Source organism: Erwinia aphidicola, assembly GCF_024169515.1.
GTDB classification, from domain to species: Bacteria; Pseudomonadota; Gammaproteobacteria; order Enterobacterales; family Enterobacteriaceae; genus Erwinia; species Erwinia aphidicola.
Map to the genome: position 1 here is coordinate 2,726,939 of NZ_JAMKCQ010000001.1, position 23,892 is coordinate 2,750,830.

Sequence of the window (23,892 nt, forward strand, 5' to 3'; positions counted from 1 at the left end):
TGCATAAACACGATGGCGATGAAAAAGTTGCTCATAGCGTCGCTGCTGCTTAGCAGCGCTACCGTATACGGTGCAGACGGATTCGTAGTGAAGGATATTCATTTCGAAGGCCTGCAGCGAGTCGCCGTCGGTGCGGCATTGCTCAGTATGCCCGTCCGCGTTGGGGACACTGTCTCCGATGAAGATCTCAGTAACACCATTCGCGCGCTGTTTGCGACCGGGAATTTTGAGGATGTTCAGGTCCTGCGCGACGGCGGCACGCTGATCGTTCAGGTGAAAGAGCGCCCAACGATTGCCAGCATCACTTTCTCCGGCAACAAAGCGGTGAAAGAAGATATGCTCAAGCAGAACCTCGAAGCCTCTGGCGTGCGCGTGGGTGAAGCACTGGATCGCACCACGATCTCCTCCATTGAGAAAGGCCTGGAAGACTTCTACTACAGCGTGGGTAAATACAGCGCCAGCGTCAAAGCCGTTGTTACTCCGCTGCCGCGTAACCGTGTTGACCTGAAGCTGGTGTTTACCGAAGGGGTTTCTGCGAAGATCCAGCAGATCAATATCGTCGGTAACAAGGCCTACAGCTCTGATGAACTGATCTCCCGCTTCCAGCTGCGTGATGAGGTGCCATGGTGGAACGTGGTGGGTGACCGTAAGTACCAGAAGCAAAAACTGGCCGGTGACCTTGAAACCCTGCGCAGCTTCTATCTGGACCGCGGTTATGCCCGTTTCAACATTGATTCGACGCAGGTCAGCCTGACGCCGGACAAAAAGGGTATCTACATCACGGTGAACATCAACGAAGGCGATCAGTACAAGCTTTCAGGTGTGACCGTTAGCGGTAACCTGGCGGGGCACTCTGCCGAAATCGAAACGCTGAGCAAAATCACCCCGGGTGAGCTGTACAACGGCTCGAAAGTGACGCGCATTGAAGACGATATCAAGAAGCTGCTGGGCCGTTACGGCTACGCGTATCCACGCGTACAGACGCAGCCTGAAATCGACGACGTGAACAAGACCGTTAAACTGCGTATCAACGTGGACGCCGGTAACCGTTACTACGTGCGTAAAGTGCGCTTTGAGGGCAACGATACCTCGAAAGATTCCGTGCTGCGCCGTGAAATGCGCCAGATGGAAGGTGCCTGGTTAGGCAGCAATCTGGTTGAGCAGGGTAAAGAACGTCTGAATCGCCTCGGCTACTTCGAAACCGTTGATACCGAAACCCAGCGTGTGCCGGGTTCACCTGACCAGGTTGACGTGGTCTACAAGGTGAAAGAGCGTAACACCGGTACGCTGAACTTCGGCGTCGGTTACGGTACCGAAAGCGGCGTCAGCTTCCAGGCTGGCGTGACCCAGGATAACTGGCTCGGCACCGGTAATACCGTTGGCATCAGCGGAACCAAGAATGACTATCAGACCTATGCTGAATTCTCACTGACCGACCCGTACTTCACGGTCGACGGTGTCAGCCTGGGCGGTCGTGTTTTCTATAACGACTTTAAAGCGGATGATGCCGATCTGTCTGACTATACCAACAAGAGTTACGGTGTAGACGGCACGCTGGGCTTCCCGGTCAATGAAAATAACACCCTGCGTGTGGGTCTGGGCTATGTGCATAACAGCCTCTCCAACATGCAGCCGCAGATCGCCATGTGGCGTTACCTGCGCTCTGTCGGGCAAAACCCATCGCTGACCGGCGATGAAGATTTCTCGGCGGATGACTTCACCTTTAACTACGGCTGGACGTACAACACCCTTGACCGCGGATTCTTCCCAACGTCAGGTAACCGTACTAACCTGAATGGTAAAGTGACTATTCCGGGTTCTGATAATGCCTTCTACAAGGCTACGCTGGATACACAACAGTATCTGCCGCTGAATCAGGATCGTACCTGGGTGCTGTTGGGACGTGGTCGCGTAGGCTATGGCGATGGTCTGAACGGTAAAGAGATGCCGTTCTACGAGAACTTCTACGCCGGTGGTTCCAGCTCCGTACGTGGGTTCCGTTCTAACAACATCGGCCCGAAAGCGGCTTACCTGAACAACGGTTCTTCCGATTGTTCTGGCAGCAGCCCGGTATGTAATTCCGATGATGCTATCGGCGGTAACGCGATGGCTGTCGCCAGCGCCGAGCTGATCACACCAACGCCGTTCCTGAGTGAGAAGTATGCTAACTCAGTCCGTACCTCGCTGTTTGTTGATGCGGGTACCGTTTGGGATACCAAATGGGAAAACACTGCCGAAACGCGTGCGGCGGGTATCCCAGACTATAGCGATCCAAGCAACATCCGTATGTCAGCCGGTCTGGCACTGCAATGGATGTCGCCGCTGGGGCCGCTGGTGTTCTCATACGCTCAGCCGTTCAAAAAGTATGACGGAGATAAGGCCGAACAGTTCCAGTTTAACATTGGTAAAACCTGGTAATTCGCCTTTGCACGGAAGCGTAGCAAGAGAGTATCGCGCTGTTTAATCCTGGCCCGTACGCGGGCCACGATAAAGCGCAACACATGTGTCCGTGACACAAACGTTGATGGTAAGGAGTTTTATAGTGAAAAAGTTGTTGTGTGCCGCAGGTCTGGGTATTGCTCTGGCGGTTTCCGCCGGTGCTCAGGCTGCTGATAAAATTGCAGTGGTGAACGTTTCCAGCATTTTCCAACAGTTACCAGCGCGTGCGACCGTTGCGAAACAGTTGGAAAACGAGTTCAAAGGCCGTGCAACCGAGTTGCAGGGTATGGAACGCGATCTGCAAGCCAAAATGCAGCGTCTGCAGCGTGACGGCTCGACCATGAAGGCAAGCGATCGCAGCAAGATGGAAAAAGACGTGATGGCACAGCGTGAAGCCTTCTCCACGAAAGCTCAGGCTTTCGAGCAGGACAACCGCCGTCGTCAGATGGAAGAGCGTAATAAAATCCTGAGCCGTATCCAGGACGCCGTGCAGAAAGTTGCTGATGACGAAGGTTATGACGTTGTTATCGATCAGAACGCGGTTGCTTATGCTGCTAAATCTAAAGACATCACTGCTGATGTTCTGAAACAGGTTAAATAAGCCATGCCTTCAATTCGACTGGCTGATTTAGCCCAGCAGTTGGATGCAGAATTGCACGGAGATGGCGATATCGCCATCTCCGGCATTGCTTCTATGCAATCCGCCCAAACCGGTCAGATCACGTTTCTCTCAAACAGCCGTTACCGTGAGCAGCTCGCAGCCTGTCAGGCTTCCGCTGTGGTGCTCTCTGAAGCGGACCGTGAATTTTTCCCTGGCGCAGCGCTGGTGGTTAAAAACCCGTATCTGACCTACGCCCGTATGGCGCAACTGCTGGACACCACGCCGCAGCCAGCCCAAAACATTGCCCCAAGTGCCGTGATTGATGCGAGCGCAAAATTGGGGAGTAACGTCTCGATTGGCGCTAACGCGGTGATCGAATCTGATGTAGTACTTGCTGATAACGTGGTTATTGGCCCGGGCTGCTTCATCGGTAAAAAGACGCAGATTGGCGCAGGCAGCCGCCTGTGGGCCAACGTCTCTGTCTATCATGAAGTGCAGATTGGTAGCGACTGTCTGATCCAGTCAGGCACAGTGATCGGCGCTGATGGCTTCGGTTACGCTAACGATCGTGGCAATTGGGTGAAGATCCCGCAGCTTGGCACCGTCATCATTGGTGACCGCGTGGAGATTGGCGCCTGCACCACCATCGATCGCGGCGCGCTGGATAACACCCAAATCGGGAATGGTGTTATCATAGATAACCAGTGCCAGATTGCACACAACGTTGTGATTGGTGACAATACCGCGGTTGCGGGTGGCGTCATCATGGCGGGCAGCCTTAAAATTGGCCGCTACTGCATGATTGGTGGGGCCAGCGTGATTAATGGCCACATGGAAATTTGTGACAAAGTTACCGTCACAGGGATGGGAATGGTGATGCGACCTATCACTGAACCTGGAGTATACTCTTCCGGCATTCCGTTACAGCCCAACAAAACCTGGCGCAAAACTGCAGCTCTGGTGCTGAGCATCGATGAAATAAGCAAACGCTTAAAAGCCATCGAGCGCAAGGTCGGTAAAGACTAAGCGATCGCACTACGCTGCCCGGCTTTCATAATTACAATATGCTAGCAGGGAAAGCTAAAGCTAAGCGTACAGAACATGATTTGCGGCCTGCGGACGATCGACAGATTGTTGCAGGCCGTGTTATTGATGCCATCAGAATTTTTAGGACAGGAAGAGTATTTTGACTACTGAAACTCATACTCTGCAGATTGAAGAGATTATTGAACTTTTACCGCACCGTTACCCGTTCTTGCTGGTCGACCGCGTACTTGATTTCGAAGAAAATAAGTTTCTGCGTGCAGTCAAGAACGTCTCGGTTAACGAACCGTTTTTCCAGGGCCATTTCCCTGGTAAACCGATTTTCCCGGGCGTGCTGATTCTGGAAGCAATGGCACAGGCGACGGGGATTCTGGCGTTTAAAAGCGTTGGAAAACTGGAACCGGGCGAACTCTATTACTTTGCCGGTATCGACGAAGCGCGCTTCAAGCGCCCGGTGGTACCTGGCGATCAGATGATCATGGAAGTCACCTTCGAGAAAACCCGCCGTGGTGTTACCCGCTTTAAAGGTGTGGCCACCGTTGACGGAAAAATTGTCTGCGAAGCAACGATGATGTGTGCCCGCAGCCGGGAGGCTTAATTCGTGATTGATAGCACCGCCGTAATCCATCCCAGCTCGATCGTAGAAGAAGGCGCCATTATTGGTGCGGGTGTCCAGATTGGTCCGTTTTGTACCGTGGGTGCGAACGTCTCGATCGGTGAAGGCACCGTTCTGAAATCTCATGTAGTGGTCAATGGTCACACCTCAATAGGTAAAGACAACACCATCTACCAGTTTGCTTCGATCGGTGAAGCTAATCAGGATCTGAAATACGCGGGTGAACCTACCCGGGTTGAGATTGGCGACCGTAACCGCATTCGTGAAAGCGTGACCATTCATCGTGGCACCTCACAGGCTGAAGGGCTGACGAAAGTCGGCAACGACAATCTGCTGATGGTGAACGCGCACGTGGCGCACGACTGCGTGGTGGGTAATCACTGTATTCTGGCCAACAACGCGACGCTGGCGGGCCATGTTTCAGTGGACGATCATGCCATCATTGGTGGTATGACGGCGGTGCATCAATTCTGCGTTATCGGCGCGCACGTGATGGTCGGCGGCTGCTCCGGTGTGGCGCAGGACGTTCCTCCTTACGTCATTGCTCAGGGCAACCATGCCACGCCGTTCGGCGTTAACCTGGTGGGCCTGAAGCGCCGTGGCTTCAGCAAAGAGGCACTGCATGCGATTACTGCAGCGTATAAGCTGCTGTACCGCAGCGGCAAGACGCTGGATGAAGTGAAGCCGGAGATTGCTGAAATCGCCAAAGCGCATCCGGAAGTTCAGCCGTTTTATGACTTCTTTGCCCGCTCCACAAGGGGTCTGATTCGTTAACTCATGCCAAAGCATCCCTTAACGATTGCCCTTGTCGCCGGAGAAACCTCCGGCGATATTCTTGGTGCCGGTCTTATCCGCGCGCTGAAAGAGAAGCATCCTGACGCACGTTTTGTCGGCGTTGCCGGCCCGCTGATGCAGGCCGAAGGGTGTGAAGCCTGGTATGAGATGGAAGAGCTGGCGGTTATGGGCATCGTTGAGGTGCTGGGCCGTCTGCGTCGCCTGCTGCACATCCGCCGCGACCTGACCCGCCGCTTTACCGCCCTGAAGCCGGATGTTTTCGTCGGCATTGATGCCCCTGATTTCAATATCACTCTCGAAGGGAAGCTGAAACAGCAGGGTATTCGTACCATTCATTACGTCAGCCCTTCGGTCTGGGCGTGGCGCCAGAAGCGCGTGTACAAAATTGGCCGCTCCACCGATCTGGTGCTGGCGTTCCTGCCGTTTGAAAAAGCCTTCTACGATCGCTTCAACGTTCCCTGTCGTTTTATCGGCCATACCATGGCTGATGCGATGCCGATTGAACCGGATAAACAGGCGGCACGCCGCGAGCTGGGTATTGCGTCAGATGCAGTATGCCTGGCTCTGCTGCCGGGCAGTCGCGGGGCAGAAGTTGAAATGCTCAGCGCTGACTTCCTGCGGACGGCGATGCTGCTGCGGGCGAAATATCCGCAGCTGGAGATCGTCGTGCCGCTGGTGAACCCCAAGCGGCGCGAACAGTTTGAAGCGATTAAAGCCGAAGTTGCCCCCGATCTGCCGATGCACCTGCTGGACGGCAAAGGCCGCGCCGCAATGGTGGCCAGCGATGCCGCACTGCTGGCTTCCGGCACTGCCGCGCTGGAGTGCATGCTGGCAAAATGCCCGATGGTGGTGGGGTATCGCATGAAGCCATTTACCTTCTGGCTGGCGAAACGTCTGGTGAAAACCGATTATGTCTCGTTGCCGAACCTGCTGGCCGGGCGAGAACTGGTGAAAGAGCTGCTGCAGGATGAGTGCCAGCCTGAGCAGCTGGCCGCTGCGTTAGAGCCATTGCTGGCTGCCGGTGAAACGCGCGATCGGCTGCTGGCAACCTTTGCCGAGCTGCACCACCAGATCCGCTGGAATGCCGACGAACAGGCCGCCGCTGCCGTACTGGAGTTATGCCCGTGAGTGAATTTATTTACCCTAATGCTGCGCTGATTGCCGGCGTTGATGAGGTAGGGCGTGGTCCGCTGGTGGGCGCCGTGGTCACCGCCGCGGTGATCCTCGATCCGGCTCGTCCGATTATCGGGCTCGCCGATTCGAAAAAGCTGTCGGAAAAACGCCGTCTGGCGCTGTTTGATGAGATCGTCGAGAAAGCGTTAAGCTGGAGTCTGGGCCGTGCCGAGCCGGAAGAGATTGACCAGCTCAATATCCTGCACGCCACCATGCTGGCAATGCAGCGTGCGGTTGCCGGTCTGCACCTGACGCCGGACTTTGTGCTGATTGACGGCAATCGCTGCCCGCCGCTGCCGATGCCGAGCCAGGCCGTGGTGAAGGGCGACAGTCTGGTGCGCGAAATCAGCGCCGCCTCGATTATTGCAAAAGTGACGCGCGACCGTGAGATGGCACAGCTCGATCTGCTGTATCCTGAATATGGCTTCGCTCAGCACAAAGGTTATCCAACCGCGCTGCATATGGAAAAACTGACGCAGCATGGCGTGACTCCGCAGCATCGCCGCAGTTTTGCCCCGGTGCGCAATGCGCTGCTGGATGCCGAAGTCAGCGCGTCGGTAGTCCGCACGCTGTAATTTTCATCCCTAGTTTTAACGGAATCCCAGATGGCCGAACCTCGTTTTATTCATTTACGCGTTCACAGCGACTACTCCATGATCGATGGGCTAGCCAAAACGGGCCCGTTGGTGAAAAACGCGGCGAAACTGGGAATGCCGGCGATTGCGATTACCGACTTCACCAACCTGTGCGGCCTGGTGAAGTTTTACGGCACGGCTCACGGTCAGGGCATGAAGCCGATTATCGGCGCTGATTTTAATGTTGCCAGTGAAGCCATGGGGGACGAGCTGTCGCATATCACCGTGCTGGCAGCGGATAACGAAGGCTACCAAAACCTGACGCTGCTGATCTCGCGCGCCTACCAGCGCGGCTATGGTCCGGCAGGCCCAACGATCGATCGCGACTGGCTGGTTGAACATCAGCAGGGGATTATTCTGTTGTCCGGCGGGCGTCGTGGCGATGTTGGCAAAATGCTGTTGCGCGGCAACACGGCGCTGGTTGCCGACTGTCTGGCGTTTTATCAGCAACATTTTGCCGATCGCTACTACCTTGAGCTGATCCGTACCGGTCGTCAGGACGAAGAGACCTATTTGCACGCCGCGGTGGAGCTGGCGATTGCCAACGGCATCCCGGTGGTGGCCACCAACGAGGTCTGCTTCCTGCAGGAGTCAGACTTTGACGCGCATGAAATACGCGTTGCCATTCATGATGGTTTCACTCTGGACGACCCGAAACGCCCGCGCAGCTACAGCCCGCAGCAGTATATGCGCACGGAAGAGGAGATGTGCGAGCTGTTCTCGGACATCCCTGAAGCGCTGGAAAACAGCGTTGAGATAGCCCGCCGCTGCAATGTCACCATTCGCCTTGGCGAATACTTCCTGCCGCAGTTCCCGACCGGGGAAATGAGCACCGAAGATTTCCTCGTGATGAAATCGCGCGAGGGGCTGGAAGAGCGCCTCGCGTTCCTGTTCCCGGACGAGCAGGTACGCCGCGAAAAGCGGCCAGAATATGATGAACGTCTGGAAATTGAGCTTAACGTGATCAACCAGATGGGCTTCCCGGGCTACTTCCTGATCGTGATGGAATTCATCCAGTGGTCGAAGGATAACGACGTGCCCGTGGGGCCGGGACGTGGTTCCGGTGCCGGTTCTCTGGTGGCCTACGCGCTGAAAATTACCGACCTCGACCCGCTGGAGTTTGACCTGCTGTTCGAACGTTTCCTCAACCCGGAACGTGTTTCGATGCCCGACTTTGACGTCGACTTCTGCATGGAGAAGCGCGATCTGGTGATTGAGCACGTGGCCGATATGTACGGTCGCCAGGCGGTATCGCAGATTATTACCTTCGGGACCATGGCGGCGAAAGCGGTCATCCGCGACGTAGGGCGCGTGCTGGGGCACCCGTACGGATTCGTCGACCGCATTTCGAAACTGGTGCCGCCTGACCCGGGCATGACGCTGGAAAAAGCCTTTGCTGCTGAACCACAGCTGCCGGAAATCTATGAGGCAGATGAAGAGGTTAAGGCGCTGATCGACATGGCGCGCAAGCTGGAAGGCGTGACGCGTAACGCCGGTAAACACGCCGGCGGCGTGGTGATCGCGCCGACTAAAATTACCGATTTTGCCCCGCTTTACTGTGACGAAAACGGTAATCATCCGGTTACCCAGTTTGATAAAAATGATGTGGAATATGCCGGGCTGGTGAAGTTCGACTTCCTGGGGCTGCGAACGCTGACCATCATTGACTGGGCGCTGGCGATGATTAACGCCAGGCGTGAAAAAGAGGGCGAGCCGCCGATCGATATCGCGGCGATTCCGCTTGAAGATAAAAAAAGTTTCGATATGCTGCAACGCTCGGAAACCACAGCGGTGTTCCAGCTCGAATCACGCGGCATGAAAGATCTGATCAAACGCCTGAAGCCCGACTGCTTCGAGGATATGATCGCGCTGGTCGCCCTGTTCCGCCCCGGTCCGCTGCAATCGGGCATGGTAGATAACTTTATTGACCGTAAGCACGGGCGTGAAGAGATCTCCTACCCGGACATTCAGTGGCAGCATGAGTCGCTGAAACCGGTGCTGGAGCCGACCTACGGCATTATCCTGTATCAGGAACAGGTGATGCAGATTGCTCAGGTGCTGGCGGGTTACAGCCTGGGCGGCGCGGACATGCTGCGCCGTGCGATGGGTAAAAAGAACCCGGTCGAGATGGCTAAGCAGCGTGGCGGCTTTGAAGACGGTGCGAAAGCGCGCGGCATCGACGGTGAGCTGGCGATCAAGATTTTCGACCTGGTGGAGAAATTCGCCGGTTATGGTTTTAACAAATCGCACTCCGCCGCCTATGCGCTGGTCTCTTATCAGACGCTGTGGCTGAAAGCGCACTACCCGGCCGAGTTTATGGCAGCGGTAATGACCGCCGACATGGACAACACCGAGAAGGTGGTCGGGCTGGTGGATGAGTGCTGGCGCATGGGGCTGAAGGTGCTGCCGCCGGATATTAACTCCGGGCAGTATCAGTTCCACGTCAACGAGAACGGCGAAATTGTTTACGGCATCGGCGCAATTAAAGGCGTCGGTGAAGGCCCGATCGAGGCGATAATCGAAGCGCGTAACGAAGGCGGTTATTTCCGCGAGCTGTTTGACCTCTGTGCGCGTACCGACACCAAAAAGCTGAATAAGCGGGTGCTGGAAAAGCTGATTATGTCCGGGGCGTTTGACCGCTTAGGCCCGCACCGTGCGGCGCTGATGAGCGCGCTACCTGATGCGCTGAAAGCCGCCGATCAGCACGCGAAAGCGGAAGCGATTGGCCAGGCCGATATGTTCGGCGTGCTGGCCGAAGCGCCAGAGCAGGTCGAGAAATCCTATTCCGACGTCACGCCGTGGCCGGAACAGATTCAGCTGGATGGGGAGCGTGAGACGTTAGGGCTATACCTGACCGGCCACCCCATCAACCAGTATCTGAAAGAGATTGAGCGCTATGTCGGTGGACAGCGCCTGAAAGACATGCACCCGACCGAGCGTGGTAAAATGACCACCGCAGCCGGTCTGGTGGTGGCGGCCCGCGTAATGGTGACAAAGCGCGGCAACCGTATTGGCATCTGCACGCTGGATGACCGTTCCGGTCGTCTGGAAGTGATGTTATTTACAGATGCGTTAGATAAGTTCCAGCATATGCTGGAGAAGGACCGTATCCTGATCGTTAGCGGGCAGGTCAGCTTCGATGACTTCAACGGCGGGCTTAAAATGATGGCCCGCGATATGATGGACATTGATGAAGCACGCGAAAAATATGCGCGCGGGCTTGCTATCTCGCTGACGGACAGGCAAATTGATGACCAGCTTTTGAACCGTCTCCGTCAATCCCTGGAACCCCATCGTTCGGGGACAATTCCGGTACATCTCTACTATCAGAGAGAGGATGCGCGGGCGAAGTTGCGCTTCGGTGCAACCTGGCGCGTGTCGCCGAGCGATCGTTTGCTGAACGATCTTCGGTCGTTGATAGGATCGGAGCAGGTGGAACTGGAGTTTGACTAAAACAGGATTATTATGAGTCTTAATTACCTGGATTTCGAACAGCCAATCGCAGAACTTGAAGCGAAGATCGATTCGCTTAAGTCGGTTGGCCGTCACGATGAAAAACTGGATATTAATCTGGATGAAGAAGTTCAGCGTCTGCGCGATAAAAGCGTGGAGCTGACACGTAAAATCTTCTCCGATTTAGGTGCCTGGCAGATCGCGCAGCTCGCGCGTCATCCGCTGCGCCCGTATACGCTGGACTATGTCCGCAATGTGTTTACCGACTTTGACGAACTGGCGGGCGACCGTGCCTACGCTGATGATAAAGCTATCGTCGGGGGTATTGCGCGTCTGGAAGGCCGTCCGGTGATGATCATTGGTCATCAGAAAGGGCGTGAAACCAAAGAGAAGATCCGTCGTAACTTCGGTATGCCAGCGCCAGAAGGCTACCGTAAAGCGCTGCGTCTGATGGAGATGGCCGAGCGTTTTAACATGCCGATCATCACCTTTATCGACACCCCGGGAGCTTACCCTGGCGTCGGTGCAGAAGAGCGCGGTCAGTCTGAAGCCATCGCCCGTAACCTGCGTGAGATGTCTGGCCTGACGGTTCCGGTGATCTGTACCGTTATCGGTGAAGGCGGCTCCGGTGGTGCACTGGCTATCGGCGTGGGTGACAAAGTCAACATGCTGCAGTACAGCACCTACTCGGTGATCTCGCCGGAAGGCTGTGCCTCTATTCTGTGGAAAAGCGCAGATAAAGCACCGCTGGCGGCGGAAGCGATGGGCATTATCGCCCCGCGCCTGAAAGAGCTGAAGCTGATCGACACCGTGCTGCCTGAACCATTGGGTGGCGCGCATCGCGACCCGCTGGCGATTGGCGCAACGATGAAGGCTCAGCTGCTGTCCGACCTGGCCGAGCTGGATAAGTTGACCAAAGCCGAACTGCTGGACCGTCGTTATCAGCGTCTGATGAGCTACGGTTACGCTTGATTCTGTGGGGCGCGGCACACCGCGCCCCTGCTTTACGTTGTGCCATCTCCTGGCGCGTGGTCGCCTGCCCCTCCTTACTTTAGTCTTAGGTTTCCTCTCAACCACAGGAAGAAACATAAGATGGAAAATCAACCTCTCACCCATTGTGCCTCTCAGTGCGCTAACTTTGAACACGAGGCCATCCATAAGCTCAGCGAGCAGCTGTGCGATCGCCGTACCGCAGAGATTCTGGCGCCGTTTATCACCGATGCCGGTTTTAATATGACCCCGCCTTCAGGCTTTATTCATGAGGCCAGCCTGTTGATTGCTTTTGCCTTTGGTAACCGTCCAAACGCCGAGCATGATCCTGACAAGCTGGCGCTGCCGGGGCCGATGAATAGAGAGCTGGCGCGCTGCTGTGCTGCCGTCTGGCATAAAAAACACCTGCCGATGTTTGTGCAGTGGGAAATTGCCCGCTGCCTGTATGAGCCGGAGTTTTCGTACATCCCGCGTAAAGATATTATCTCGATCGAACCCTACTGGAATGACACAGGCAAGCTGGTGTACCTGAGCACTGACGGCGTGGTGCAGGAGATCGTCGAGAAGTATTACCACAACGATCCGGCTTCGATGGGCAAGGCCGCAGTGATCGGTCATCGCGACCACGTCAAGCGCTGCATTCTCACCTGTGCCGGGCGCAAGGTGAAGGGATTTGCTCCGAGGGGCATTGGCCTGCCAGCCTGGTACGATGTGCACTCTGACCAGAGCTGGACGCGTCGCCGCGACCTCTATGTGCTGCAGGATGTCGCCGCCCAGCTGGCGATGAGTGCGCAGGCAAACATTGCGAAGGCTTACCCGCAGGGCTAAATCCGCTATGCTTATGTTTTGATTATGTATCGGACGAGGCGTGCCTCGTCCCTACAGCAGGAGATAAGCATTGAATATTATCGCGATCGTGGGACCGCAAAACGCCTTTTATAAAGATGAACCCATCCGAGAGCTTGACGCCGCATTAAAACTCCAGGGCTTTCAGACCATCTATCCGCACGATGCCAGCGACCTGCTAAAACTGATTGAGCATAATCCGCGTATCTGCGGCGTGGTGTTCGACTGGGACGAGCACAGCCTCGAACTGTGCAGCGAAATCAACCAGCTAAATGAATACCTGCCGCTGTATGCCTTTATCAATACTCATTCGACGATGGACGTCAGCATTAACGAAATGCGCATGACCCTGTGGTTCTTCGAGTATGCGCTGAGCGCCGCCGAAGAGATCTCGCAGCGCATCCGCCACTATACCGATGAATATATCGATACCATTACGCCACCGCTGACCAAAGCGCTATTTACCTATGTCAAAGAGGGCAAGTACACCTTCTGTACCCCGGGGCATATGGCGGGAACGGCCTTCCAGAAAAGCCCGGTTGGCAGCCTGTTTTATGACTTTTTTGGCGCGAACACGCTGAAAGCAGATGTCTCTATTTCCGTCACCGAGCTGGGTTCGCTGCTCGATCATACCGGCCCGCATCTTGAGGCTGAGGAGTATGTTGCCCGTACCTTCGGCGCGGAGCAGAGCTATATGGTGACAAATGGTACCTCAACGTCGAACAAAATCGTCGGCATGTACGCTGCTCCGGCGGGCAGCACGATGCTGGTGGATCGCAACTGCCACAAGTCACTGACTCATCTGCTGATGATGAGCGACATTATTCCTATCTGGCTAAAACCGACGCGTAACGCGCTCGGTATCCTCGGCGGCATCCCTAAACGCGAATTCACCAAAGAGAGTATCGCGCTGAAAGTGGCGCAAACGCCGCACGCCAGCTGGCCGGTGCATGCGGTGATCACTAACTCCACCTATGACGGGCTGCTGTACAGCACGCAGTACATTAAAGAGACGCTGGACGTGCCGTCGATCCACTTCGATTCTGCGTGGGTGCCGTACACCAACTTCCACCCGATCTATCAGGGGCTGAGCGGCATGAGCGGCGAGCGCACCCCGGGCAAGGTGATCTACGAAACGCAGTCGACGCACAAGCTGCTGGCGGCGTTCTCGCAGGCTTCGCTGATCCACATTAAAGGCGAGTACGACGAACAGACCTTTAATGAAGCCTACATGATGCACACCACCACCTCGCCAAACTATGCGATTGTCGCCTCGATAGAGACTGCCGCCGCGATGCTGCGCGGCAATCCCGGCAAGCGCCTGATTAACCGTTCCGTGGAGCGGGCGCTGCATTTCCGCCGCGAAGTACAGCGCCTGCGTGAAGAGTCGGACGGATGGTTCTTTGATATCTGGCAGCCGGAAGGGGTTGATGAACCGGAGTGCTGGCCTATTCAGCCCGGTGAAGAGGAGTGGCACGGCTTCCGCGATGCTGATGCCGACCATATGTACCTCGACCCGATCAAGGTGACGATCCTGACGCCGGGTATGAGCGAGCTGGGCGAGATGGCGGAACAGGGGATCCCGGCGGCGCTGGTGGCGAAGTTCCTCGATGAGCGCGGCGTGGTGGTGGAGAAAACCGGGCCGTACAATCTGCTGTTCCTGTTCAGCATCGGCATTGATAAAACCAAGGCGATGAGCGTACTGCGCGGGCTGACCGAGTTCAAACGCGCGTACGATCTCAACCTGCGGGTGAAGAATATGCTGCCGGATCTGTATGCTGAGGATCCGGACTTCTACCGTCATACGCGCATTCAGGATCTGGCGCAGGGGATCCATAGCCTGATCCGCCAGCACGATCTGCCGCGCCTGATGCTGCAGGCCTTTGCCACGCTGCCGGAGATGAAGCTGACGCCGCATCAGGCTTTCCAGCAGCAGGTGAAGGGCAATGTTGAGACCGTGCCGCTGAGCGAAATGGTCGGGCGCATCTCGGCCAATATGATCCTGCCTTACCCGCCGGGCGTGCCTGTGGTAATGCCAGGGGAGGTGATTACCGAACAGAGCCGGGCGGTGCTCGATTTCCTGCTGATGCTCTGTACCATTGGGCAGCACTATCCGGGCTTTGAAACCGATATTCACGGCGCGACGCTGACCGACGAGGGGCAGTATCTGGTGCGGGTGCTGAAAGCGGATGCCATGCTCTGATAGCGCTTTCCAGAATCATGCCATTGCGCTATCGAAGGGGGCCGGATAACGTGACGGAGAAGTGTTTAACAGGAGCAGGTATGTCAGGTTTACAGTTAAAAAAAGTGCACCACATCGCGATTATTGCGCGGGATTATCCGGCCAGCCGCGATTTTTACTGCAATATCCTCGGTTTTACCCTGATGGAAGAAGTCTACCGTGAGGCGCGTGATTCGTGGAAAGGGGATCTGGCGCTGAACGGTGACTATACGATTGAGCTGTTCTCTTTCCCGCAGCCACCCGCGCGCCCGACGCAGCCGGAAGCCTGTGGTCTGCGCCATCTGGCCTTCAGCGTCGATGATATTGACGCCGCGAAGCAGCAGCTGGAAACCCACGGCGTGCGCTGTGAGGAGATCCGCATCGACCCCCTGACCGGTAAGCGTTTTACCTTCTTTAACGATCCGGATGGGTTGCCGCTGGAACTCTACCAGGCTTAAAATAGCCGTCATTCTTGAAGCCGCAGCTGCGTGAGCTGCGTGCATTCACCCCGGTCATATTCGGCAATTTAAGCCTTTTCATTATTGCAGGAACGCCCATGTCTGCCATCGCCCATCTTGAACGCGCACTTGCGTCACAGCCTGCTGTGCTGCTGGCCTACAGTGGTGGGTTGGATTCCAGCGTGCTGCTGCATCAGCTGGTACTGCTGAGAAACCAGCGGCCGGAGCTGCAGCTGCGGGCGGTTCATATCCATCACGGGCTGAATCCGCTGGCGGATAGCTGGGTGGCACACTGTGAGCAGCAGTGCGCGCAGTGGCAGGTGCCGCTTGAGGTGGTGAGAGTGCAGATTGATGCGCGCGCAGGCGGGATCGAAGCCGCGGCCCGCACCGCGCGCTACGACGCGTTCAGCCAGCTGCTGCTGCCGGACGAGGCGCTGCTGACCGCCCAGCACCTTGATGACCAAAGTGAAACGGTGCTGCTGGCCCTGAAGCGCGGTAGCGGCCCGGCGGGTCTGGCCGCGATGCCCCAGCAGCACTGGTTGGGGCAACATCGCCATCTGCGGCCGCTGCTGGCAGTAAGCCGCAGCCAGCTGGAAGCGTGGGCGCAGCATCACCAGCTGTCATGGATTGAGGATGACAGCAATCAGGACCCGCGCTATGACCGCAACTTCCTGCGTTTAAAGGTGCTGCCGTTACTCAATGACCGCTGGCCGCATTTTACCAGCGCCGTGGCACGCAGCGCCGCGCTGTGCGGCGAGCAGGAGCAGCTGCTTGACGAGCTGCTGGCCGAATCGCTGGCCCTGCTGGTGGACGAGCAGGGGGCATTGTCGATTGCGCCGCTGCTGGAGATGAGCGATGCACGGCGGGCAGCGCTGCTGCGGCGCTGGATCGCCACTCATCATGCCAGCATGCCGTCGCGCGAGGCATTACAGCGGCTCTGGCAGGAAGTGGCATGCAGCCGTGAGGATGCAGAGCCGCGCCTGCGGATGGGCAGCCATCAAATCCGCCGCTTCCGCGATCGCCTCTACTGGCTACCGCTTTACCCGCCGCTGCGTGAGATCCGCCTGAACTGGCCGCCACCGTGGCAGCCATTAGCGCTGCCCGACGGGCTGGGCCAGCTGCAGCTGGGGGCGCATGGCATTGCGCTGCGTGCGCCGCAGCCCGCTGAAGCGGTCACTATTCGTTTTCAGGCGCAGGGGGCTTTTCACATCCAGGGGCGTGCAGGCAGCCGCCCGCTGAAAAAGCTGTGGCAGGAGCTGGCCGTTGCGCCCTGGCTGCGTGAGCGCACCCCGTTACTTTTTTATGGCGATCGTTTGATTGCCGCCATTGGCGTGTTTGTCACCCGCGAGGGCGCGCCGCTGGAAAATGAAGCCTGCTGGCATCTGCACTGGTGCCGCTAAAATAACTGACTGGAGATCAATGATGAGTACCCGACTTTTGGCGCTGATGCTGCTGGCGTGCAGCCTGCCTGCGCTCGGCGCGGGCAACAGCAGCGCCGGGCAGGAGAAATCAGCCCGCTGCATGGCGTGCCACGGCGCCGACGGCAAAGCGGCTGCGCCAGTCTATCCCAACCTTGCCGGGCAGCATGAGGCGTATCTTGAACAGGCTTTACAGGCGTACAAAAGCGGTGCGCGCAGCGGCGGGCAGGCGGAAGTCATGAAGGCCTTCGTTGCCGGGCTAAGCGATAAGGATATAGCCGATCTGGCGGCGTATTACGCGGGTTTGAAACCTTAGGATGAAGAGGCGGATCGTCGATCCGCCAGGCTAAAACGGGGCTTAATCGGACTCGCTGACCTTTACAGTACCCAGGTCAGGGTGGCTAAAGGTGTCGATATGGTCGAGGCGCAGCTGGCGCTCCTCGCCATTGATCTCAATGCTGAGGTATTCAACGTTTTTGCGCGACACCATATCTTTAGCTTTGGCCGTCAGCTGTTCGCCATTTTTCAGCGTCAGCGACAGGGGCCAGCTGTTCTGGCAGGCGAGTTCCAGATTGTCGTAGTCATCACAGTTGATCGGTTTATACGCTTCGTTCGTCAACATAGTCGCTCACCAATAAGTTTGCGGCAGCAAAGGCTGCCTGTTCCCTGATGGAAGAGTGTAGCTCAGGATTACCCGCTACCTCATCAAGTGCTTTCAACACGCACGCTAATGCGTCCGGCACGTATCCCAGATCGCCACTGCCTATCTCGGCATATTTTTGGCGAACTAACTCACAATACTTTGGCACATGCACCTCCTTCAGAGTTTTCTCTGGCGATTATCCGACTATAGCACAGCCATTTATCGGAAATCAGCCCGCAAGCGGGTGATTTGCTCACTCATCAGGTTACAATAGGCGCGAATTGAAATAAGGAACCTCATGGCACTTAAAGCTACGATTTATAAAGCTACCGTCAATGTCGCCGACATGGACCGTAACGTGTTTATCGACAACACGCTGACGCTGGCACGTCACCCTTCGGAAACGGAAGAGCGGCTGATGCTGCGCCTGCTGGCATGGCTGGTTCATGCCAACGAACGCCTGACCTTCACCCGCGGCCTGAGCGCGGAAGATGAGCCGGAAATCTGGCAGCTGAACGACCATAACGGCATTGATGTTTGGGTCGATCTCGGCCTGCCGGAAGAGCGCCGAATCAAAAAGGCCTGTAGCCGCTCGCAGCACGTCTGGCTGTATACCTACAACGGGCGCGCCGCTCAGCCGTGGTGGCAGCAGAACCAGAATAAGTTGACCCAGCATGATAACCTGACCATTCGTTATATCAGCGACGAGCAGCTCAGCGCCCTGGTGCAGCTGGCCTCGCGTTCGATGACGCTGCAGGCCACTATTCAGGATGGCACTATCTGGTTGTCAGATAACAGTCATCATCTGGAAATTCAGTTCGAGCAGTGGCTGGATGCCGGAAAGCGCACATGATTGTTTTATCACGTAACGTCACTATTCCGGATGCCGAAATCGAGATCACCGCGATCAGAGCGCAGGGCAACGGTGGCCAGAACGTGAATAAGAGTTCGACGGCGATCCACCTGCGCTTCGATATTCGCTCTTCCAGCCTGCCTGAGTTTTATCAGCAGCGTATGCTGGCGGTTAGCCACCATCTGATCACCCCGGAAGGGGTGGTGATTATTAAGGCCCAGGAGTATCGCAGCCAGGAGATGAATCGTGAAGCCGCGCTGAAAAGGCTGGAAAATCTGATTGTTGAACTCACCGTGGTGGAGAAGACCCGCCGGGCAACGCGCCCGACGATGGCGTCCAAAAAACGTCGGCTGGAAGGTAAAGCGCGCAAAGCTTCGACCAAATCGCTGCGCGGCAAAGTGCGCGGCGACTGAGTTGTTTATTTTTTTGCCGCAGCGACGCTGAAAGCTGCTGTTCTCAATCATCTGACGGCGAATAACCGCAAGTTACTGTCAATGCCGGAACGGTATTCCGCCAATAATACCGGGTGATTTAAAAGGTCTTATCTGCAATTAACTCAAATTAATCTCTTCCGTTGCAGAGTATTCCCCGTTCTGCAACTGCACTGTTTTCCTGCGCCAGGTAAATAATCCTAAAGCAACGTTAACCTCTTGTTGCACCTGTTAAAATATTGTCTTATGGTCGTGTTGACTCCCCTAAGTTTTAATATAGCTGACGCATGACCAGAGAAGGATCTCACGCCATTTTTCATTCTGCAGAGAGATCTCTCTTTCGCTATTGCCTGATATAAGCAGCTTTTTCTTTTAACACACAAATTGCGAGTTTAATATCTTGAACGAATTAACGGCATTGAAAAAAGGATATACCCGGGTATTCCTCTGGCTTTTAGTCACGCTTTTTCTCATCCCCACTATTACGCTGCTGTTTGCCGAATATGGCACGCGTCAACTGGATCAGGAATACAGTGCGCTCTTTATTGATGATGCACGTGGTCAGGGCCAGGACGTCAATAAACTCACCACTTTCCTGCAACAGAACCCGCCGTCCAGCGCGTGTGGCCCAGTGCCGGATGATCTGCTCGACTATAAGAGTGCCGTCTGTGCGGAGAAATCAGAGCTGTGGCAGTTCTGGATGATCGATAAAGTGGCCTTCTGGACGCTGGTGGGCGGCGTCGTCATGCTGGGCATGATTGTGCTGTTCAGCATGCTGGCATTTAAAAGTCGTCAGGGTCAGTTGCAAAGCCTGACGCTGGCACGTCCGTTCCTGATGCTGGCGAGTGCGCTGGAAGTGCTGGTTCAGGGGGGAATGCTGGTCTGGCTCTCCTTCTGGGGAACGGCATTCTTTACCCAAACCTATTATCCGAAGCTGGTGATGGCGATGGGGCTGCTGGTGCTGGTTGCGATGTACTATATGATCAGGGGCATCTTCAAAAAGCTGCCGCCGGAAGAGGATGTTGAAGGCGATGTGGTGACGCGTGAGGCAGCGCCGGCTCTGTGGGCGCGCATTGATACGCTGGCCTCGCAGGTCGGAACGGCACCACCGGACCATATTATTGCCGGTATCGATACCAACTTTTATGTGACCGAAGCACCTTTGAGCCTCGAAGGAGAGGCCCTTGACGGCCGCAAGCTGTATGTCAGCATCCCGTTGCTGCGCCAGTTGACTACCGCGCAGGCTGATGGCGTCATGGTGCATGAGTTAACCCATCTGCATGCAGGCGATACGGCATCAGGTGCCTTACTGGGGCCGAAGCTCCATCGTTTTGATCAGTACCTCCATCTGATGAGAAAAGATATCTCTACGGTGATGGTCTATTATCCCCTTTGCCTCTATCGCATGCTGTTTGAACTGGCGTGGCAGCGCAACAGCCGCCAGCGTGAATTCGTTGCCGACCGTAATGCCGCCAGCCTGATTGCCCCTGCGGCGATTGTCGAATCCCTGATTAAAATCTCTGCTTATGCCAGCTATCGCAGCGAAGTTGAGCAGACCCTGTTTGATAATAAAACCCTGCATCAGAATGAACTGGGTATCAGCAAAGCGATTGCTCAGGGCCTGCCACAGCACGTCAGTTCACCGGACTTTATCAGCATGATGCGTGAACAGAATGTGCCGCACCCGTTTGATTCACACCCACCGCTGGCAGACCGTATGCGCAACGTCGGCTATACGGTGGATGAAACCGGCTACGCCGCGATCGCGGCGCAATTACCGACGGAGAGTTGGGTTGACCTGATGCCGGTAGCGGCAGAGATTGAGCAACATCTGTGGCAGAAATATGAGCGTGACTTCTCTTCCGCCCATGAAGTCAGCCTGGCATGGCGTTATTTGCCTGAGGGAGAGGAAGAGACGGCGCTGGTACTGAAGCATTTCCCGCCGGTTGCCTGGACGCTGAAAGATGGTAGCCAGATTGAGATCGCGTATCAGGGGATTGTAAAGCCACTGACCGCCGAGTTGTTGCCGTGGGATAACATCAAAAATATCAATGTGATTCGCCGCTTTGGCACTGACGTGCTGTACCTGCAACACGTTCAGCCTACTTCAGCGGGTAAAAAACGCAGTGAGATCCGTCTGCCTGGCCTGAAGAAGGATATTGAGGTGTTTAAATACACCCTGAGTCACTACTGGCAGCGCCATCAGACGATGCGGGCGCTACAGGAGCAAGACCAGGCTCTGACAGCGCTCAGCTAAAAAGAAAAAGCCACCGCATGCGGTGGCTTTTTTATCTCTGAACGTGTGGCTCAGCGGGGGGAATCTTAAACCGCCAGCTCGCTCACCAGGAAATCAACGATTTCATTGGTTTTGATCATACGCTTCTCACCTTCACGGCGTGATTTGTATTCCACTTCTTCGCTGTCGAGATTACGGTCGCCGATGACGATGGTGTGCGGCACGCCGATCAGTTCCATATCGGCAAACATCACGCCCGGACGCTCTTTGCGGTCATCCAGAATCACATCAATGCCTTTGGCACGCAGCGTGCTGTACAGCTCTTCCGCCAGCTCTTTGACGCGGAACGACTTCTGCATGTTCATTGGCAGGATAGCCACCTGGAAAGGTGCCAGCGCCGGGGACCAGATGATGCCGCGCTCATCGTGATTCTGCTCAATGGCAGCGGCCACGATGCGGGTAATACCAATACCGTAGCAGCCCATGGTCATAATCTGGTTACGGCCATCTTCACCCTGTACCGAGGCTTTCATCGCTTCGGAATACTTCGTCCCGAGCTGGAAGATATGGCCCACTTCGATGCCGCGTTTGATCAGCAGCGTGCCTTTTCCGTCCGGGCTGGCATCGCCTTCAACCACGTTACGCAGATCGGCCACGCGTGGTAATGGCAGGTCGCGTTCCCAGTTGATGCCTTTCAGGTGCTGACCGTCAATATTGGCACCCGCGCTGAAGTCGCTCATTGCCGCAACGGTACGGTCCGCAACGATCGGCATATTCAGACCGACCGGGCCGAGTGAACCTGGACCTGCATTGACCAGCGCACGGATCTCTTCTTCCGTGGCGAAAGTCAGCGGCGCGTCAACGATATCAATCTTCTCAGCTTTAATTTCATTCAGCTCGTGGTCGCCGCGCAGCAGCAGGGCAACCAGCGTATGGCCGCTCTCTTTGGTGGCTTTTACCATCAGCGTTTTCACGGTTTTTTCGATCGGCAGATTAAACTGCTCAACCAGCTCAGCGATGGTTTTGGCGTTCGGCGTAGCGAACTGCGTCATCTCCTGAGTCGCAGCAGCGCGGCCAGCAGCAGGAGCAACGGCCTCCGCTTTTTCCATATTTGCCGCGTAGTCTGACTCGGTAGAGAACACCACATCATCCTCACCGCTCTGTGCCAGCACCTGGAACTCGTGAGAAGCGCTGCCGCCGATCGAACCGGTGTCGGCATCCACCGCACGGAAATTCAGACCCATGCGGGTGAAGATCTGGCTGTAGGCGCGATACATGGCGTCGTAGGTTTCCTGCAGCGACTCCTGGGTCGTGTGGAACGAGTAGGCATCCTTCATGATGAATTCACGTGAACGCATCACGCCAAAGCGCGGGCGCACTTCATCACGGAATTTAGTCTGGATCTGGAACAGGTTCAGCGGCAGCTGCTTATAAGAGCTCAGCTCGTTGCGGATCAGGTCGGTGATCACCTCTTCGTGCGTTGGGCCGAGAACAAACGGACGCTCGCCACGATCAACAAAACGCAGCAGTTCCGGGCCGTACTGCTCCCAGCGTCCACTCTCCTGCCACAAATCCGCTGGCTGCACCACCGGCATGGAAATCTCAATCGCACCGGCGTTATTCATCTCTTCGCGCACGATATTTTCGACTTTTTTCAGCACGCGCAAACCCGTCGGCAGCCAGGTATACAGGCCGGAAGCCAGTTTACGGATCATCCCGGCGCGCAGCATCAGCTGGTGGCTGATCACTTCAGCGTCGGCAGGTGTCTCCTTAAGTGTGGAGAGCAGATATTGAGTAGTACGCATGAGTTACGATTCCATATGAACGCAGAGAGCCAAAAAAAACGTGGACGCTAGTGTACCAGCGTGACAGGTGACTCAAAAGATGCCGGAAGAAATTAACGTGGGTCGATGGCAATTACTTCGGTGCCGCTAAGCGTAACGCGCCAGCGCACGTTGAACTCCAGCAGCCAGGCGGCGTATTCGCGATCGGGCTCTTCCCCTTTACGATAGGCCGGACGTGGGTCCTGCGCCAGTACCTGCTGAATAAAACGCTCAAGGTGGGGATAGTGGCGCAGATGCAGAGCCAGCTGCTGCTGCGCTTCAGGCGTAAAGCTCACCGGCATGTCTGCCTGCGGAGCCTGCTGGGCAAATCCGGCGCGAGCATCGGGCAGCGCCTCAGCGAAGGGGAGGTACGGCTTGATATCGACGATCGGCGTGCCGTCGACCAGGTCCAGACTGCCGAGTTCGAGGATCACCTGCTGCTTGTCAACGCGAATACCTTTTAACTCGACCAGCGACATGCCGATGGGGTTAGGGCGGAAGGTCGAACGGGTGGCAAACACGCCCATGCGGGCATTACCGCCCAGGCGCGGGGGCCTGACCGTTGGGCGCCAGCCGCCTTCCATCGTTTGATGGAAGACAAAAAGCAGCCACAGATGGCTGAACGCTTCCAGGCCGCGCACGGCTTCCGGGTGGTTATACGGCGCTGCGAAGTGGAGTTCTCCACCGCCATCCTGAATCAAACCAGGCTGACGGGGAACGGCGAACTTTTCCTTCCACGGAGAGTGGATCACACCAATCTGGGAGAAGGAGAATCCACTCATTGATTGCTGACTTTCAGTGCGGAGCCCTGGCAAATCGCTTGACGATAGCAGCCCTGCGCAGCGGTGACGATCTCACATTTATGCACCAGCACAGCGTTGGCTTTCATAGCGGATGCCCGAATCTGCATACGTTTACGCGCGGTGGCGAGATTCGGCGGTGAGTCCTGTGAGCTGCTCTGGCAATCGTCGCCATACACTTCACCCAGGTCACGGAAAGGCTTGCTCACCAGGTCAGCAGCATCGGTATACAGTTTTACCGGGGCAGGGCGCGCGGCAGGTTTCGCCTGGGAAGCATCGGTCTGCGTTGACTGCGGAAAAGGTTTAACAGGCTCATAGGGCTTAGGGAATAACGAACACCCTGTCAGCGTCAGCGCTAACAAACAGAGCGGTAAAAAACGCATGGGAAAATCCTCATGATCGATAAAGTGGCGTTAT

Annotated in this window: 22 protein-coding genes; 17 read left to right on the forward strand and 5 right to left on the reverse strand. The window is 56.1% G+C overall.

From position 1 onward, the window contains the following. The first annotated feature begins 12 nt into the window (after positions 1-12). From bamA to J2Y91_RS12680, 14 genes are all read left to right on the forward strand, one after another. Positions 13-2,418: an outer membrane protein assembly factor BamA gene (gene bamA / locus J2Y91_RS12615; protein ID WP_253538474.1), complete on the forward strand. Its 2,406-nt coding sequence runs from the start codon at positions 13-15 to the stop codon at positions 2,416-2,418. A 124-nt stretch (positions 2,419-2,542) separates the two neighbouring features. After that, positions 2,543-3,040 (forward strand): molecular chaperone Skp, encoded by a 498-nt coding sequence (skp, locus tag J2Y91_RS12620; RefSeq protein WP_048915000.1) that lies wholly within the window; start codon positions 2,543-2,545, stop codon positions 3,038-3,040. Positions 3,041-3,043: 3 nt separating this feature from the next. Next, entirely contained in the window at positions 3,044-4,066 is a 1,023-nt protein-coding gene (gene lpxD / locus J2Y91_RS12625) for a UDP-3-O-(3-hydroxymyristoyl)glucosamine N-acyltransferase (protein ID WP_253538477.1), read from the forward strand. Positions 4,067-4,226: 160 nt separating this feature from the next. After that, positions 4,227-4,682, forward strand: coding sequence for a 3-hydroxyacyl-ACP dehydratase FabZ (fabZ, locus tag J2Y91_RS12630; RefSeq protein WP_048915002.1), 456 nt, complete (start codon positions 4,227-4,229; stop codon positions 4,680-4,682). A 3-nt stretch (positions 4,683-4,685) separates the two neighbouring features. After that, entirely contained in the window at positions 4,686-5,474 is a 789-nt protein-coding gene (lpxA, locus tag J2Y91_RS12635; protein WP_048915003.1) for an acyl-ACP--UDP-N-acetylglucosamine O-acyltransferase, read from the forward strand. Between the two features lie 3 nt (positions 5,475-5,477). Continuing rightward, positions 5,478-6,623, forward strand: coding sequence for a lipid-A-disaccharide synthase (gene lpxB, locus J2Y91_RS12640; RefSeq protein ID WP_133624406.1), 1,146 nt, complete (start codon positions 5,478-5,480; stop codon positions 6,621-6,623). Next, a complete protein-coding gene (gene rnhB / locus J2Y91_RS12645; RefSeq protein WP_099754172.1) occupies positions 6,620-7,243 on the forward strand; it encodes a ribonuclease HII in 624 nt (207 codons plus the stop codon). The genes lpxB and rnhB overlap by 4 nt, the downstream gene beginning before the upstream one ends. A gap of 30 nt (positions 7,244-7,273) precedes the next feature. After that, positions 7,274-10,756, forward strand: coding sequence for a DNA polymerase III subunit alpha (dnaE, locus tag J2Y91_RS12650; protein WP_062818111.1), 3,483 nt, complete (start codon positions 7,274-7,276; stop codon positions 10,754-10,756). Positions 10,757-10,768: 12 nt separating this feature from the next. Then, positions 10,769-11,728, forward strand: coding sequence for an acetyl-CoA carboxylase carboxyl transferase subunit alpha (gene accA / locus J2Y91_RS12655; protein ID WP_048915006.1), 960 nt, complete (start codon positions 10,769-10,771; stop codon positions 11,726-11,728). Between the two features lie 120 nt (positions 11,729-11,848). Next, on the forward strand, positions 11,849-12,574 hold the full coding sequence (locus tag J2Y91_RS12660; RefSeq protein ID WP_253538481.1) for a hypothetical protein: 726 nt from the start codon (positions 11,849-11,851) through the stop codon (positions 12,572-12,574). Between the two features lie 70 nt (positions 12,575-12,644). Continuing rightward, a complete protein-coding gene (locus J2Y91_RS12665; RefSeq protein WP_253538485.1) occupies positions 12,645-14,795 on the forward strand; it encodes a lysine decarboxylase LdcC in 2,151 nt (716 codons plus the stop codon). A gap of 80 nt (positions 14,796-14,875) precedes the next feature. Continuing rightward, complete coding sequence (locus J2Y91_RS12670; protein ID WP_253538488.1) at positions 14,876-15,271, forward strand: VOC family protein; 396 nt, start codon at positions 14,876-14,878, stop codon at positions 15,269-15,271. Positions 15,272-15,369: 98 nt separating this feature from the next. After that, positions 15,370-16,671 (forward strand): tRNA lysidine(34) synthetase TilS, encoded by a 1,302-nt coding sequence (gene tilS / locus J2Y91_RS12675; RefSeq protein WP_253538491.1) that lies wholly within the window; start codon positions 15,370-15,372, stop codon positions 16,669-16,671. A gap of 19 nt (positions 16,672-16,690) precedes the next feature. Beyond that, on the forward strand, positions 16,691-17,005 hold the full coding sequence (locus tag J2Y91_RS12680) for a c-type cytochrome (RefSeq protein ID WP_048915010.1): 315 nt from the start codon (positions 16,691-16,693) through the stop codon (positions 17,003-17,005). Between the two features lie 42 nt (positions 17,006-17,047). Here J2Y91_RS12680 and rof read toward each other — a convergent pair whose 3' ends face one another. Both rof and J2Y91_RS12690 read right to left on the reverse strand, forming a co-directional pair. Continuing rightward, the gene (gene rof / locus J2Y91_RS12685) at positions 17,048-17,311 is read right to left on the reverse strand and encodes a Rho-binding antiterminator (RefSeq protein ID WP_048915011.1); all 264 of its coding nucleotides are present in this window, start codon (positions 17,309-17,311) and stop codon (positions 17,048-17,050) included. Further along, a complete protein-coding gene (locus J2Y91_RS12690) occupies positions 17,289-17,498 on the reverse strand; it encodes a YaeP family protein (protein ID WP_099754171.1) in 210 nt (69 codons plus the stop codon). Before J2Y91_RS12690 ends, rof begins: the two co-directional genes overlap by 23 nt. A 132-nt stretch (positions 17,499-17,630) precedes the next feature. On the opposite strand from J2Y91_RS12690, the gene J2Y91_RS12695 reads away from it, so the two are divergent. The 3 genes from J2Y91_RS12695 (at position 17,631) to J2Y91_RS12705 (ending at position 20,873) form a co-directional block, all read left to right on the forward strand. Then, entirely contained in the window at positions 17,631-18,185 is a 555-nt protein-coding gene (locus tag J2Y91_RS12695) for a YaeQ family protein (RefSeq protein ID WP_048915012.1), read from the forward strand. Then, positions 18,182-18,598: an alternative ribosome rescue aminoacyl-tRNA hydrolase ArfB gene (gene arfB, locus J2Y91_RS12700; RefSeq protein ID WP_048915013.1), complete on the forward strand. Its 417-nt coding sequence runs from the start codon at positions 18,182-18,184 to the stop codon at positions 18,596-18,598. The genes J2Y91_RS12695 and arfB overlap by 4 nt, the downstream gene beginning before the upstream one ends. A gap of 418 nt (positions 18,599-19,016) precedes the next feature. Continuing rightward, on the forward strand, positions 19,017-20,873 hold the full coding sequence (locus J2Y91_RS12705) for a M48 family metallopeptidase (RefSeq protein ID WP_253538494.1): 1,857 nt from the start codon (positions 19,017-19,019) through the stop codon (positions 20,871-20,873). Positions 20,874-20,938: 65 nt separating this feature from the next. On the opposite strand, the gene proS is transcribed toward J2Y91_RS12705, so the two are convergent. The 3 genes from proS to rcsF form a co-directional block, all read right to left on the reverse strand. Continuing rightward, entirely contained in the window at positions 20,939-22,657 is a 1,719-nt protein-coding gene (proS, locus tag J2Y91_RS12710) for a proline--tRNA ligase (RefSeq protein ID WP_253538497.1), read from the reverse strand. Between the two features lie 92 nt (positions 22,658-22,749). After that, complete coding sequence (gene tsaA / locus J2Y91_RS12715) at positions 22,750-23,457, reverse strand: tRNA (N6-threonylcarbamoyladenosine(37)-N6)-methyltransferase TrmO (RefSeq protein WP_133624397.1); 708 nt, start codon at positions 23,455-23,457, stop codon at positions 22,750-22,752. Further along, positions 23,454-23,858, reverse strand: a complete 405-nt coding sequence (gene rcsF, locus J2Y91_RS12720; protein ID WP_048915017.1) for an Rcs stress response system protein RcsF — start codon at positions 23,856-23,858, stop codon at positions 23,454-23,456. The genes tsaA and rcsF overlap by 4 nt, the downstream gene beginning before the upstream one ends. Between the last annotated feature and the right edge of the window lie 34 nt (positions 23,859-23,892).